At 51.0% G+C, this 14518-nt stretch carries 14 protein-coding genes and 1 tRNA gene; 13 read left to right on the top strand and 2 right to left on the bottom strand.

What is annotated here, in order from left to right:
• The first annotated feature begins 17 nt into the window (after positions 1-17).
• The 13 genes from serC (at position 18) to IMCC21906_RS11775 (ending at position 13824) form a co-directional block, all read left to right on the top strand.
• A complete protein-coding gene (gene serC, locus IMCC21906_RS11835) occupies positions 18-1097 on the top strand; it encodes a 3-phosphoserine/phosphohydroxythreonine transaminase (RefSeq protein WP_047012342.1) in 1080 nt (359 codons plus the stop codon).
• Positions 1098-1101: 4 nt separating this feature from the next.
• The gene (pheA, locus tag IMCC21906_RS11830; RefSeq protein WP_047012341.1) at positions 1102-2259 is read left to right on the top strand and encodes a prephenate dehydratase; all 1158 of its coding nucleotides are present in this window, start codon (positions 1102-1104) and stop codon (positions 2257-2259) included.
• Positions 2260-2269: 10 nt separating this feature from the next.
• Positions 2270-3409 carry a histidinol-phosphate transaminase gene (gene hisC / locus IMCC21906_RS11825; protein WP_047012340.1) on the top strand — a complete coding sequence of 380 codons (1140 nt, stop codon included), beginning with the start codon at positions 2270-2272 and terminating at the stop codon, positions 3407-3409.
• Positions 3406-4302 carry a prephenate dehydrogenase/arogenate dehydrogenase family protein gene (locus IMCC21906_RS17100; protein WP_231580261.1) on the top strand — a complete coding sequence of 299 codons (897 nt, stop codon included), beginning with the start codon at positions 3406-3408 and terminating at the stop codon, positions 4300-4302. Before hisC ends, IMCC21906_RS17100 begins: the two co-directional genes overlap by 4 nt.
• Positions 4303-4326: 24 nt before the next feature.
• Entirely contained in the window at positions 4327-5628 is a 1302-nt protein-coding gene (gene aroA / locus IMCC21906_RS17095; protein ID WP_047012338.1) for a 3-phosphoshikimate 1-carboxyvinyltransferase, read from the top strand.
• Positions 5625-6326 carry a (d)CMP kinase gene (gene cmk, locus IMCC21906_RS11810; protein ID WP_047012337.1) on the top strand — a complete coding sequence of 234 codons (702 nt, stop codon included), beginning with the start codon at positions 5625-5627 and terminating at the stop codon, positions 6324-6326. The genes aroA and cmk overlap by 4 nt, the downstream gene beginning before the upstream one ends.
• A 137-nt stretch (positions 6327-6463) precedes the next feature.
• Positions 6464-8140 carry a 30S ribosomal protein S1 gene (rpsA, locus tag IMCC21906_RS11805; RefSeq protein ID WP_047012336.1) on the top strand — a complete coding sequence of 559 codons (1677 nt, stop codon included), beginning with the start codon at positions 6464-6466 and terminating at the stop codon, positions 8138-8140.
• Between the two features lie 100 nt (positions 8141-8240).
• Complete coding sequence (locus IMCC21906_RS11800) at positions 8241-8528, top strand: integration host factor subunit beta (protein WP_047012335.1); 288 nt, start codon at positions 8241-8243, stop codon at positions 8526-8528.
• A 99-nt stretch (positions 8529-8627) separates the two neighbouring features.
• On the top strand, positions 8628-8915 hold the full coding sequence (locus IMCC21906_RS11795; RefSeq protein ID WP_047012334.1) for a LapA family protein: 288 nt from the start codon (positions 8628-8630) through the stop codon (positions 8913-8915).
• A gap of 58 nt (positions 8916-8973) precedes the next feature.
• Positions 8974-10158 carry a tetratricopeptide repeat protein gene (locus IMCC21906_RS11790; protein ID WP_047012333.1) on the top strand — a complete coding sequence of 395 codons (1185 nt, stop codon included), beginning with the start codon at positions 8974-8976 and terminating at the stop codon, positions 10156-10158.
• Positions 10159-10163: 5 nt separating this feature from the next.
• Positions 10164-10883 (top strand): orotidine-5'-phosphate decarboxylase, encoded by a 720-nt coding sequence (pyrF, locus tag IMCC21906_RS11785; RefSeq protein ID WP_047012332.1) that lies wholly within the window; start codon positions 10164-10166, stop codon positions 10881-10883.
• A 192-nt stretch (positions 10884-11075) separates the two neighbouring features.
• Complete coding sequence (locus IMCC21906_RS11780) at positions 11076-12047, top strand: DHH family phosphoesterase (RefSeq protein ID WP_047012331.1); 972 nt, start codon at positions 11076-11078, stop codon at positions 12045-12047.
• A 4-nt stretch (positions 12048-12051) separates the two neighbouring features.
• Entirely contained in the window at positions 12052-13824 is a 1773-nt protein-coding gene (locus tag IMCC21906_RS11775) for an SLC13 family permease (RefSeq protein ID WP_047012330.1), read from the top strand.
• A gap of 2 nt (positions 13825-13826) precedes the next feature.
• Here the strand turns inward: IMCC21906_RS11775 and IMCC21906_RS11770 are convergent, their stop codons facing one another.
• Together IMCC21906_RS11770 and IMCC21906_RS11765 are read right to left on the bottom strand one after the other, a co-directional pair.
• A complete protein-coding gene (locus IMCC21906_RS11770) occupies positions 13827-14174 on the bottom strand; it encodes a hypothetical protein (RefSeq protein WP_047012329.1) in 348 nt (115 codons plus the stop codon).
• Between the two features lie 159 nt (positions 14175-14333).
• Positions 14334-14409, bottom strand: a tRNA-Asn gene (locus IMCC21906_RS11765).
• Positions 14410-14518 lie beyond the last annotated feature (109 nt).

Below are 14518 nucleotides of genomic sequence, written 5' to 3'. Positions count from 1 at the left end.
TGGAGCAGTAAGTAAAAATGACACGATGCTATAACTTCTGTGCTGGACCGGCGGCTATCCCTGAAGAGGTGCTAGCCCAAGCTCGCGATGAAATGCTGGACTGGCATGGCAAGGGCCTGTCGGTAATGGAAATGAGTCACCGCAGCGATGAAGTGGTGGGTATTGCCAATGCCGCCGAGCAGGATTTTCGTGATTTGCTGGGTATTTCTGACGATTATGCGGTGTTGTTTTTGCAAGGCGGTGCCAGCAGTCAGTTTGCGGCGGTGCCGTTGAATTTAATGGCCGAGGGCGATGTTGCCGATTACGTCAATACCGGGCAGTGGTCTAAAAAAGCGATTAAAGAAGCGAAGCGCTTTGGTCGTGTGAATGTGGCGGCATCGTCTGAAGACACTAACTTCTCGACCATTCCCGCCTTTGATAGCTGGAATCTCAGTGACAATGCGGCTTATTTGCATTACACCCCCAATGAAACCATTGGCGGGGTAGAGTTTTTCTGGACACCAAAAACTCATGCGCCACTGGTCGCCGACATGTCCTCGACGATTTTATCTCGACCGATTGATGTCAATAAATTTGGTTTGATTTACGCCGGAGCCCAGAAAAATATCGGCCCAGCGGGTTTGACTATTGTCATTGTACGTAAAGATCTGCTGGGCAAGGCCCAAAGCATTACGCCGACAATGATGGATTATCAAACCGCGGCAGACAATGATTCCATGTACAACACGCCCCCAACATCGGCGTGGTACTTGGCTGGATTGGTCTTTAAATGGCTGAAGAAACAGGGCGGCCTTGAGAGCATGGAAATTATCAATCGCCGTAAAGCTGAAAAGCTATACGGTTATATTGATGCCAGTGGCTTTTATAGTAACCCAGTGGAAGTGGCCAGTCGCTCGCTAATGAATATTCCCTTTGTGCTGGCGGACAGCGCTTTGGATAAGGCCTTTTTGGCCGGTGCCGATGAGGCCGGATTGCTAAACCTGAAGGGCCATCGCTCGGTGGGGGGCATGCGTGCCAGCGTTTACAATGCGGTGCCCGAGTCTGCAGTGGATGCATTAATCCACTACATGAAAGATTTCGCCCAAACCAAGGGCTGAGTGCATGACTGCCAAAAAAGACAAAGATCAGACCCCGGCTAAGTCGACAAACTTGAATGATCTGCGTCAGCAGATCGACAGTATCGACACTCAAATTCATCAGCTGTTAAATCAGCGGGCGGGCTGTGCTCAGCAAGTGGCTGAGGTTAAGTTGCGCGAGCATGCGTCTACCCAAGAATTTGAGTCCAGCGGCGATAGCAACAGCGCCCAGCAGTTGTTGTTTTACCGCCCTGAGCGCGAAGCACAAGTACTGGCGCGGGTAAAAGAGGCCAATCAAGGGCCGTTGGCCGATGACACCGTGGCGTATATCTTTCGGGAGATTATGTCGGCCTGTCTGGCGTTGGAAAAACCGCTGGATGTCGCCTATCTCGGCCCCGAGGGCACCTTCAGTCAGGCGGCGGCTATCAAGCATTTTGGCCATGCTATTCATAGTGTGCCTCAAGCGTCGATTGAATCGGTGTTTCGTGACGTGGAGGCCGGGCGCTGTAATTACGGTGTGGTGCCGGTAGAAAACTCTACCGAGGGCATGGTGGCGCTCACCCTGGACGCCTTTATTCATTCGCCACTAAAGATCTGTGGTGAGGTGGATTTACGTATTCGCCTGCATTTGATGCAGCAAAATTCCGATCAAAAAATTACCCGCATTTGTGCTCATCAACAGGCCTTGGCCCAATGCCGGCGTTGGCTCGATGCCAATTATCCTGGTGTTGAGCGTCAGGCGGTAAGCAGCAACGGCGAGGCGGCAAAATTGGCGGCAGCTGATGCCAGTGTGGCGGCTGTAGCGGGTGAGTTAGCGGCTCAGCAATACGGTTTGCAAACGCTTGCGGGCGATATCGAAGATCTTCCTCATAACACCACACGTTTTCTGATTATTGGTAAAGAAGATGTTGCCCCCAGTGGTAGTGATAAAACCTCGGTGGTGGTGTCGGCCCGCAATGTGCCGGGAGCGTTGTTCAGACTGCTGGAGCCTTTTGAAAAGGCCAATGTCATGCTGACCAGAATTGATACTCGGCCTTCGCGGAGTGAGGCGTGGACGTATCTTTTCTTTATCGAATTTGAAGGACACCAGGAAGAGTCGGTGATTACCGATATTCTCACCGCTATTGAGGCGCATTCGCTGACGTATAAAGTGCTAGGGTCTTACCCTAGGGCGGCGCTCTGAGGGCTTGCTTATGAGTTGTGATTTGATTGCGCTGGCCAATAGCGGTGTGCAGGGCCTGTCGCCGTATCAGCCGGGCAAACCCGTTGAAGAGTTGGAGCGGGAGCTGGGACTGGTTGATGTTGTGAAGTTGGCCAGTAATGAAAATCCTTTGGGACCGTCGCCTAAAGCTTTGGCGGCTGCCACCGCGGCCCTGGCAGAAAGCCATTTATACCCCGATGCCAGTGGCTTTGCGTTAAAGAACACCTTGGCGCCCCGTCTGGGTGTTAATCCAGACCAGTTAACATTGGGCAATGGTTCTAACGATGTGTTGGACGTAATTGCCCGAGTGTTTTTGGATAAGAATAGTTCGGCGGTTTTCTCCCAATACGCATTTATTGTTTATCCTATTTCCGTTCAGGCGGTAGGTGCACGGGCCATTGTCACCCCGGCCAAAGAGTGGGGCCATGATTTGGATGCAATGGCCGCAGCGATTGAGGACGACACTCGCTTGCTGTTTATCGCCAACCCCAATAACCCCACCGGGACCTGTCTGGATTTCGCCGATATTCGCCGGTTTATGGCCCAGGTGCCTGAGCGGGTGATGGTGGTTTTGGACGAGGCCTACGTTGAGTTTGTCGGCACTGGTTTGGGTGAGGATGGGCTGGCGTTATTAAAAGAATACCCTAATTTAATTTTAACCCGCACGTTTTCTAAAGCTTACGGTTTGGCCGGTTTGCGAGTGGGTTATGCGGTGAGCCATAAAGATGTTGCCAATTTACTGAACCGGGTACGGGCACCCTTTAATGTGACTGTACCTGCGTTGGCTGCCGCCGAAGCAGTGCTGGCAGATGCCGATTATCTTACTCGCAGTCAAGACGTGAACCGTGCGGGCATGGCTCAGCTTTGCAGTGGTCTCGACGCGTTGGGCGTTCCGTATATTCCCTCAGTGGGTAATTTTATTGCTATTGAGTTGCCTTGTGCAGCAGGTCCGATTTATCAGGCTTTGCTAGAGTCAGGCGTCATTGTTCGGCCAGTAGGCATATACGATATGCCCAATCATCTGCGAGTTTCCATCGGCCTTGAGCAGGAAAATGCCCGTTTTTTGCTTGCCCTTAAGACAGTGCTAAATAGCCCTGAACTGAAAAAATGGGTGCAGGAGCGCGCTCAGTGATTAACCGGCTTTGCATTATTGGTTTGGGTTTAATGGGCGGCTCTCTTGCGGCCGCATTGAAAGCCCAGGGCATGGTTAATACGGTGGTGGCGACAGGCCGCCGCAGTGGGTCTTTGCAGCGCGGTGTCGAGCTGGGGGTAATTGATGAATACACTCTGGATTTGGCAGCGGCGGTTCGCGGCGCAGATATGGTCGTGATCGCTACGCCAACCCAGGTAGCAGAAGCGGTGTTGGAGTCCTTGGCGCCGTTAATGACTGCGGATATGATTGTCACTGATGTTGCCAGCGTTAAAGGCAATATGCAGCAAGCTGCAGAGCGTATTTTTGGTGAAGTGCCTGCCAATTTGGTACTGGCGCATCCTATTGCCGGTTCGGAACAGAGCGGCGTTGATGCCGCTAAAGCAGACTTGTTTCGTGACCATCGGGTGATTTTGACACCGTTGGATAATACCGATGTTGATGCTGTGTCGAAGGTTCGGGCAATGTGGCGGGCCTGCGGCGCTGAGGTGTTGTGCATGTCCGTTTCTGATCATGACGCTGTACTGGCTTCTACCAGTCACCTTCCTCATGTATTGGCCTATACCCTGGTTGACGCTTTGGCGAAAGATGGCCGGGCGGGAGAGATTTTCAAATTTGCCGCTGGTGGCTTTCGGGACTTTACGCGTATTGCCTCCAGCGACCCGACCATGTGGCACGATATTGTGTTGGCTAATCGCGATGCGGTGTTGGCGGGCATTGATCAGTTTAGTTGTCATTTGGCGGAGCTGCGCAGCGCGATAGAGCAAGGCGATGGCGCAAAGATTTATACCGTTTTTGACCAGGCAAAAAAGGCTCGTGATGAGCATTTTTTGGGTCAATATCTCAATGGACAATCTGCTAAAAAGGCAGAGTGAGCCTATCTCAGCGAGAGCATAATTGTGGAATTTAAACTCCAAGCGGGCGGCCAAGTGAAGGGCCGAATTCGCGTTCCTGGTGACAAGTCGATTTCTCACCGTTCAGTGATGTTTGGTGCCATTGCCGATGGCGTCACGACGGTGGATGGTTTTTTAGAAGGCGAAGATGCCTTGTGTACCCTAAAAGCGTTTCAGGCTATGGGGGTTAAAATTGACGGCCCGGACAAGGGTCGGTTAGTGATTCATGGTGTGGGTCGCGATGGTTTAAACGCGCCCAGCGAGCCCATTTATGTCGGCAACTCCGGCACCTCTATGCGCTTGCTGGCCGGCTTGCTGGCAGGGCAGAAATTTGATGTCACCATGACCGGCGATATCTCCCTCAATAAACGGCCAATGGAGCGGGTGGCCAAGCCGCTGCGTGACATGGGCGCGGTGGTGGAGACCGGCGAGGGTGGACGCCCTCCGTTAACATTGCGTGGCGGGCAAACGCTTAAAGGCATTCACTATGTATTGCCAATGGCTAGCGCGCAGGTTAAATCCTGTGTGCTGCTGGCGGGTATTTATGCGGAAGGTGAAACTTCGACAGTAGAACCTGCACCGACTCGAGACCATAGTGAGCGAATGCTGCAGGGTTTTTCGTATCCGGTGACGGTGGCTGGGTCCAAGGCGAGCTTGCAGGGCGGTGGACGATTAAAAGCAGTGCATATAGATGTACCTGCGGATATTTCTTCGGCAGCTTTTTTTATGGTTGCTGCCAGTATTACCCCCGGTGCAGAGCTGACCATTGAGCATGTGGGAATTAACCCCACCCGCGTCGGCGTCATTAATATATTGCGAGCAATGGGTGGCGACTTACAGGTTTTTAATGAGCGCACCGTTGGCGGTGAGCCGGTAGCCGATATTACCGTACGCTACGCCGAGCTGCAGGGCATTGCGATCCCTGAAGACCAGGTGCCCTTGGCTATTGATGAGTTTCCGGCGCTGTTTATTGCTGCCGCCTGTGCCAAGGGGCGCACCGTGTTGACGGGGGCAGAAGAGCTACGGGTGAAAGAAAGTGATCGCATCCAAGTGATGGCTGATGGTCTTGTGGCGCTGGGTATCAACGCAGAGCCTACCCCGGACGGGATTGTGATCGACGGCGGTACCATGGCGGGAGCGACCATTAACTCCCATCACGACCATAGAATTGCGATGGCGTTTTCGGTGGCATCGCTGCGGTCCACTGACACAATAGTGATACAAGACTGTGATAACGTCGCCACGTCTTTCCCGAACTTTGTTGAGCTTGCTCGCGAAGTAGGTATGCAGATAGAGAAATTGCAATGACTGAGGGCACTGACATCGTACCAGTGGTAACTATTGATGGTCCCAGTGGTTCTGGTAAAGGGACTTTATGCCAAATGTTAGCCCGGCATTTGGGGTGGCATTTGTTGGACAGCGGCGCGCTTTATCGCTTGGTCGGCATGGCTGCAGACCAGCGTAAGGTGAGCCTAGACAATGAGGCCGAAGTGGCGGCATTGGCTGGCAACTTAGATGTGGAATTTATTGCAGGCGAAGTGGGTGAGCCGACTAAAGTCATTCTGGATGGCGAAGACGTGTCTACGGCCTTGCGCAGTGAGCGCAGCGGACATTTAGCCTCGCAAGTGGCGGTATTGCCAGCAGTGCGGGCGGCGTTGTTAAAGCGTCAGCGGGATTTTGCGACCCAGCCGGGCTTGGTGGCAGATGGCCGGGATATGGGGACGGTGGTGTTTGCCGATGCGGGCGTAAAGATCTTTTTAACCGCCAGTGCCGAGGAGCGCGCCCAGCGCCGGGCTAAGCAGTTGAAAGCGAAGGGTGAAAGTGTTAACCTCGCGACCCTTTTAGAGGAGATACAAATTCGTGACGAGCGCGATTCACAGCGCGAGCACGCTCCTTTAAAGCCTGCAGCCGATGCTAAACGTATTGATAGCAGCGGATTAGGGATAGATGAGGTGTTTCAAAGGGTGCTGGCCATGGTCAGTACCCATTTTGCTGTTTCTAAATAATTAGAGCGGCTAAAGCGTCGAGAGAAGTGCGAAACCAGCTGGCACTTTCCTCGGCATTATGAACTGACCCGCGCAAGCTGGATGTGCGGCGATATGTGGTAAATTTCATACCGCAATTAAATTTCAGGTAATGACGAATGAGCGAAAGCTTTGCTGAACTGTTTGAAGAAAGTTTAAAAACCATTGATATGAAGCCCGGTTCAATTGTGACCGGTGTGGTTATTGATATCGACAGCGACTGGGTAACGGTCCACGCTGGTTTGAAGTCAGAAGGCGTTATTCCACGTGACCAGTTCTTTTCCGAAAGCGGTGAATTTAGCCTGCAAATCGGTGACGAAGTGCAGGTTGCTCTGGAATCTGTAGAAGATGGTTTTGGTGAGACTAAATTGTCTCGCGAAAAAGCCAAGCGTGCTGAAGCATGGACTTCGCTGGAAGCGGCTTACGAAGCAGAAGAGACTGTTACTGGTATCATCAATGGTAAAGTCAAAGGCGGCTTCACCGTTGATATCAACAGCATTCGTGCATTCCTTCCCGGTTCTTTGGTAGACGTGCGTCCCGTTCGTGACACGGCGCACCTCGAAGGCAAAGAGCTGGAATTTAAAGTTATCAAGCTAGACCAGAAGCGCAACAACGTTGTGGTTTCTCGTCGCGCGGTACTGGAAAGCGTGAACAGCGAAGAGCGCGAAGCGCTGCTGGAATCACTGCAAGAAGGTATGGTCGTTAAAGGTATCGTTAAGAACCTGACCGACTACGGTGCTTTCGTTGATTTGGGCGGCATCGATGGCTTGCTGCACATCACTGATATGGCGTGGAAGCGCATCAAGCACCCAAGCGAAATTGTCAACGTGGGTGACGAAATTGATGTTCGCATCCTGAAGTTTGACCGTGAGCGCAATCGTGTTTCTCTAGGTCTGAAGCAATTGGGTGAAGATCCTTGGGTTGCTATCAAAACCCGTTACCCAGAAAACAGCCGCGTAAAAGCCAAGGTGACTAACCTGACTGATTACGGTTGCTTTGCTGAGATCGAGGAAGGCGTTGAAGGTCTGGTTCACGTTTCTGAAATGGATTGGACTAACAAGAACATCCACCCCTCTAAAGTCGTACAAGTTGGCGACGAAGTGGAAGTGATGATTCTGGACATTGACGAAGAGCGTCGTCGTATTTCTCTGGGTATTAAACAGTGTCAGCAAAACCCATGGGATGCGTTTGGTTCTCAGTACACCAAAGGCGATAAAATTAGCGGCGGCATTAAGTCCATCACTGATTTTGGTATCTTCATTGGTCTGGACGGAAACATCGACGGTCTGGTTCATTTGTCTGATATTTCTTGGAACGAAACTGGCGAAGAAGCCGTGCGTAATTTCAAGAAAGGCGACGAAATCGAAACCGTTATTCTGTCTATCGATCCAGAGCGCGAGCGCATTTCTTTGGGCATCAAACAGTTGGAAGACGACCCGTTCTCTAACTATGTTGCCATCAACGATAAAGGCAGCATCGTAACCGGTACGGTGAAAGAAGTTGACGCCAAGTCTGCAGTCATCGTATTGGCTGAAGAAGTTGAAGGTGTGTTGAAAGCGTCTGAAATCAGCCGTGATAAGGTTGAAGATGCGCGCAATGTGCTGAAAGAAGGCGAAGAAGTTGAAGTGAAAATCATCAGCGTCGATCGTAAAAACCGTGGCTTGACCCTGTCTATTAAGGCGAAGGACATGGCGGATGAGAAAGAGGCAGTGAAGTCTTTGCGTGAAAACCAAAGCGAAGCTGCTGCAACGACGATTGGCGATCTAATCAAAGCTCAGATGGAAAACAAAGACTAAGGTCTGGTTGCGGGTGGCTTTAGGCACCCGTAAGTCTCTGGCTTATCTGCAAAAAAGTGATAAGCTAGGGGCTTGATGTTGTGAGCAACGGGAACACGCTATGACAAAATCCGAACTGATAGAGTTGATCGCTGAGCGCCAGCCACAACTGTCTCACAAGGACATTGAGTTAGCAGTGAAGACCATTATTGAGCATATGTCTCAGATATTGGCCACCGGTGATAGAATTGAAATTCGCGGTTTTGGCAGCTTTTCGCTCCACTATAGGGAGCCAAGGCAAGGACGTAATCCCAAAACAGGTGAAACGGTTCAGCTTCCCGGTAAATATGTTCCTCACTTCAAACCTGGTAAAGAGCTTCGAGAGCGAGTAAACCAGAGTCTGGATTAATACCCACGGGTATTATCTGTTCGCTGGCTTTATAGCCTTATTTTATTAGAAACGGTATGGTCTACGGCTATACCGTTTTTTTATGTCTGGATGAAACTCATGCGCTGGATCAAGTCGCTGTTATTGATAGTGGTCTTATTGCTGGTTTTGGCATTGGGCCTGTTGTTCACTATTGAGAACGACGTGGTTGTGCCACTTAATATTTTAATAATGGAGTTGCCGGAGCAGCGCCTATCAACGTGGTTGATCCTGTCGTTTTTTGCGGGTGGCATTTTGGGTATGCTTGCCGCATCCTTCGCCATGGCTCGCTTGCAAGCTTCTAGGTTGGTTCTAAAAAGAAAGCTCGCAAACCTGGAGGGGCAGCGGTCTGGCGTGACAAGAGCGTAATGACTCTGGATGGAATATTGATTTTTTTACCTGCTTTGCGGAGATCGTAGCGCTAGATATGGAAGCAAGTGTCAGTAACTTTCTATTACTGTTTGCGTCGATTGCTGTGGGATGGTTACTTGGGCGCTTGGGTCGTTCAAAAGTTGAACTACCCGCGCCAGTGGATGACAGTAATAGCTATTATAAAGGGCTTAATTTTCTCCTTAATGAGCAGGCTGACGAGGCGGTGCTCACGGTGGTGAATGAGTTGCCTGTTCGCCTTGAAACCCTTCCCACTCACCTTGCTCTAGGTAACTTGATGCGTAGTAAGGGTGAAGTGGAGGCGGCGATCCATATCCATCAAAACCTGCTTTCCCGCCCCTCGTTACCTCGAGTGGAACTGCATAAGGTACATCTTGAGCTTGCCAGAGATTATATTTCTGCGGGATTACTGGACCGAGCTGAGCGCTTGTTGCGGGATTTGGTCGATGAGTCTCAAGGTTACCGCGCTGAGGCTTTAGAGCACTTAAGACATATATATCAGACTGAAAAAGAATGGGAACAGGCGATTGCGGTAGCTGTGCAGCTGTTGCCGAAACGGGGTTGGTTGCGTCGCGCGCAAGATAAGTCGCCGCAGCTTGTTGAGAAAGCCCTTAGCCATTACCACTGCGAGATAGCCGAACGTTTGCTGTCAGATGGAGACTTGAAAGCGGCAAAGCGTGAACTGGTAAAGGCGGAGCGATACGATTCGGATTGCTTGCGAGTTGGCTTGTTGTTGGCAGCGTTGTCGATGCGCCAGGGAAGAGCTGGTGAGGCCTTGGCGGTGCTGCAGGAATTACTCCGGTCACAGCCACTGTGGGCCATGCAAATATTACCGCTGTTTAAAAATGCCTTTAGTGAAATGGCGAGTACCGCAGAGTATGTCGATGCCCTTAGTCGTTTTGGTGCCACAACGGACAGCTCGTATTTAGCGGTAGAATTGGCAGGCGCTCTTGCTGAGGTAAAAGGAAAAGCTGAAGCGTTGACGTATATTCAGAGCGTCGTAAAGCGACGGCCAACATTTAAAACACTGTCGTGCTGGTTGAGCTTAAGCGATGCGGAAGGGCAGGCGGAGTTACGGCTTGCCATTGACGAAGTGCTTGCGACCCGTCCTGTTTACCAATGTCGTCATTGCGGCTTTTCCGGTCGGAAATTACATTGGCTGTGTCCTAGTTGTGAGCAGTGGGGTACCATTGCGCCTGTTCGTGGTACACAAGGCGATTAGCCCCTATGGCAGTTTCATCCCCTCAGGTAACTTCATCCCCCATTATTGTTGCGCTGGATTTTCCCAAGCGTGAATCCATTGATGCGTTGGTCGATCAGCTCGATCCGTCATCTTGCCGTTTAAAAGTAGGCAAGGAATTATTTACGCGGTTCGGGCCGGATATTGTAAAAGACTTGCACCGCAGAGGCTTCGAGGTATTTCTAGACCTCAAATTTCATGATATTCCCAACACCGTTGCCGCGGCAGTGTCGGCGGCAGCAGATTTGGGTGTGTGGATGGTGAATGTGCATGCCGTTGGCGGGGCGGCGATGATGACTGCAGCGGCCGAGGCGTTGCAGTCGTATGGCAAAGCTGCGCCTTTATTGACGGCCGTTACGGTATTAACGTCGATGCGCTCTGAAGAATTACCCGCAATTGGCGTGGCTGGTGAGGCACGAGATCAAGTTTCGCGCTTGGCCGCGCTTGCTGCAAACTGTGGTCTGGATGGGGTGGTGTGTTCTGCTCAGGAAGCTGAAATGCTAAGCCAGCAACTGGGTAAACACTTCGCTTTGGTCACCCCAGGCATTCGCCCGCCAGGCAGTCAGAAGGGGGACCAGCAGCGTGTGGCGACGCCGGCAGAGGCCATGGCCATGGGAAGTCACTATCTTGTTATTGGGCGGCCTATTACCCGTAATGACAATCCGGCTGAGGCGCTGCGCAGTATCAATAAGGAGCTGTCTGTCTAAAGCTCGATTTTAAGACTTGATGAAGTTTTAAAGCATGGCTATACAGCACAATAAGTATCGGAAAAATCGATACTGAGTATTGTGATATCCCGTTTTACTTGTTGATGAAATGTTATTAGCATCGCTGTTGAATTTGACTATACCGTCTAAAAATAAAGATCGTTTAATCGTTTGCGGAGATGTGCTGAGCGTATGAAATATGTTGATGTGTTTAATGGGGATGCCGATGGAATTTGTGCATTACTCCAGCTCCGAAATGCCGATCCGGTCGATAGTGAGCTTATCACTGGGGTTAAACGCGATATCGCTTTGGCGGATCGTGTAAGCGCCAACGCAGGTGACAAAGTAACGATTCTTGACGTATCACTGGACAAAAATCGCAGCGGCCTGGAGCAAGTGCTCAACAGCGGTGCCGAGGTCCTTTATATTGATCATCACTTTGCCGGCGATATTCCAGAGCACAACAACCTCACTACTAAGATCAATACTGCTTCTGATGTGTGCACCGCGCTGCTTGTGAATGGCCTGTTAAAAGGTCAGTTTGCTGAGTGGGCAGTGGTAGGGGCATTTGGTGACAACCTGCGTCAGAGCGCTCAGACCTTAGCGAAAAGCCTCGATATTACTGAGCCTGAACTAGAGGCTCTGGAAAACCTGGGGATTTATCTCAACTACAATGGTTATGGTGCCAGTCTCGAAGATTTGCACTTTCACCCCGCTGAGCTATTTAAAAAGCTGCTGCCTTACGCCAGTCCTCGTGAATTTATGCGAGAAGCGAAGGAAATTTTTGAACATTTACAAACTGGCTATCATAACGATATGGCCGCGGCAGCAAAATTGCCGCCAGTGAATGCTGATCAGGTGTCAGCGGTTTATATTCTGCCTAATGAGCGTTGGGCGCGCCGAGTGAGCGGGGTTTACAGTAATGACCTTGCCAATGATCACCCGGATCGCGCGCATGCTGTGTTAACGGTAAAGCAAAATGGCAATTATTTGGTGAGTATCCGTGCGCCCTTGAACAACAAGCAGGGCGCCGATGAGTTTTGCCGTCAGTTTGCCACCGGTGGTGGCCGTGCCGCCGCCGCTGGTATCAATGACCTGCCCGCCGAAAATCTTCAGAGTTTCACCGCGCAGTTTTCTCAGTTTTATCAAGCGTTAGCGGGTTAGATACTTGTTCACGTTGGAGGCATGGTGCGTACTGGCGGTGATTGGCGCTTGTTTTTCAGTGCTGGTATTTACCCGTCGTCCTCCAGATATGGTGTTGTGCGGCGGGGTAACGGTGTTGCTGTTACTGGGTGTGCTAACGCCGGAAGAAGCGTTGGCGGGCATGTCTAATGAGGGCATGGTCACGGTTGGGGTGTTGTTTATCGTAGCCCAAGCGCTGTCGGAAACTGGTGTCGTTAGCTGGATATCCACCAATATATTAGGGCGTCCGAAATCGGTGCTCACTGCTCAATGGCGTTTGATGGCACCTGTAGCGGTATTTAGCTCTATTCTCAATAACACGCCGGTGGTCGCGATGATGGTACCGGCTGTGCGGGATTGGGCGAAGCGAAATAACCTCTCGGCTTCTAAACTGATGATGCCGCTGAGCTACGCCGCTATTATTGGCGGGACCTGTACGCTAGTGGGCACCAGTACCAACCTTGTGATTAACGGTATGTTGATTGCTCAGGCACCTGATGCTGCTTTAGGGATGTTTGACCTGGCTTGGGTCGGTCTGCCGAGTACCTTGTTGGTTTTGGCTGCAACGGTGTTGTTGAGTCGCTGGCTGCTGCCGAATCGGTCGGGGCAGGCTCAGCGATTTGAAGATACCCGTCAATACATTGTCGAGATGCTGGTCCAGGCGGGGAGCCCAATAGTGGGGCGTTCTATTGAAGACGCTGGATTGCGGCAGCTTCCCGGTATGTTCATTATTGAAATTGTTCGCGACAACCGCATCTTGACAGCGGTTTCGCCAGAAGAAATTCTGCTGGCTAATGATCGGTTGATTTTTGCTGGAGATGTTCGCTCCGTTGTCGACCTGAAAAATATCCATGGACTGAAACTTGCCGAGGATCAGGCCTTTAAAATTGGTACCAATGACTCTGCGCGTTGCTTGGTGGAAGTGGTAATTGGACCGACCTTTCCCCAGCTGGGGCGGCGAGTTAAAGATATCCGTTTTCGTAACAAATATGGCGCCGCTATAATTGCGCTCTCGCGAAATGGCCAGCAGCTCAAAGGCCGGATCGGCGATGTGGAGCTGGAGCCGGGGGATACTCTGCTACTTGAAACCCATGATGAATTTGTTCGTAACCAGCGTTACTCCAAAGACTTTCTTCTAGTCAGCGCAATTGAAAACTCTCGCCCTGTTCGACATGAAAATCGTCTGCGGGCTGCATTGATTATGCTGGCGATGGTGACGGTGGTGGCCTTTGGTTGGCTCTCTATGATTAAGGCGGCTTTTGTTGCCGCAGGTTTGATGGTGCTGACACGTTGTATTCGTGCCACCGATGCTCGTCGCAGTGTTGATTGGCAAGTGTTGCTGGTCATCGCTGCCTCTATCGCTCTAGGTGGTGCGCTGGAAAAAACCGGGGCGGCAGCCTCCATCGCCGATTTAATGGTCGCGGCGGCTGGTCAGTCTCCGATAATGACCTTGGCCGCTATCTTTCTGGTGACGGCCCTGTTCTCGGCGGTGATATCAAACTTGGCTGCAGCGGTGATTGTGTTTCCTATTGCGCTGGCGGCGAGTCAACAGCTTGATGTCAGTATTGTCCCTTTCGCAGTGACCTTAATGATGGCCGCTTCCGCAAGTTTTGCTACGCCTATTGGCTATCAAACGAATCTTATGGTTTATGGCCCTGGGGATTATCGCTTCTCAGATTTTTTGAAAATGGGCACACCTCTGACGTTGTTAGTCGGGGCGGCGACAATAATTATTGTTCCACTGGTTTGGCCGTTCTAATTTTAGTGGTTGCAGCGGCGTTGGCTTAGAACCGGTCCTAGCTGGTTTTTGCGCAAGGCTGAAGCTTCCGTGATCATGATCGTTACATCTTGACTGCCAAAACCAAAGCGCTGCAGTTTAGTGCAGACCATTTTGGCGTATTCCTTCTCATCTACCTTGGTTTTATTTACCGCTAAAACGAGTTCGTTGTGGCGTATCCAAAACGCGCGTTCGGCGGGGTAGTGTGTGTCCGAAAGAAAGTGCTTGGCAATTTTTTGGTGAGCAGAACTAAAAGTAGGTGTCTGTGCCTGTAATGGTGCAACAAAGAGCAGGAAGCTTGCGCAGAAAATGACTTTGAGTGGGCGATTCATAGGACGTCACAATAGAGATTTAGACCAATGTAACCCGTTGCTGCTTGGGTAGGCAAAAATTTCTCTTGTAATGAGCTTGCGGTGTCTGAGGGAGGTGGGGACAAATTTTTGGCATAAAAAAAGGCCTTTACGTTATAAAGCGTAAAGGCCTTTTAAATTTGGCTCCGCCTGCTGGGCTCGAACCAGCGACCCAATGATTAACAGTCATTTGCTCTACCAACTGAGCTAAGGCGGAACAGCTTCATCAGCTGAGGCCGCGCATATTAATGATGTTTCTCAGAAGCGTCAACCCTTGGCCGGGGATTTTCTTGTTTTCACGCTTTTCGTTGACTTATCCGAGGCTT

It is taken from the genome of Spongiibacter sp. IMCC21906 (assembly GCF_001010805.1).
Taxonomy (GTDB): Bacteria; Pseudomonadota; Gammaproteobacteria; order Pseudomonadales; family Spongiibacteraceae; genus Spongiibacter.
This window is presented reverse-complemented; position numbering and strand designations above follow the sequence as displayed.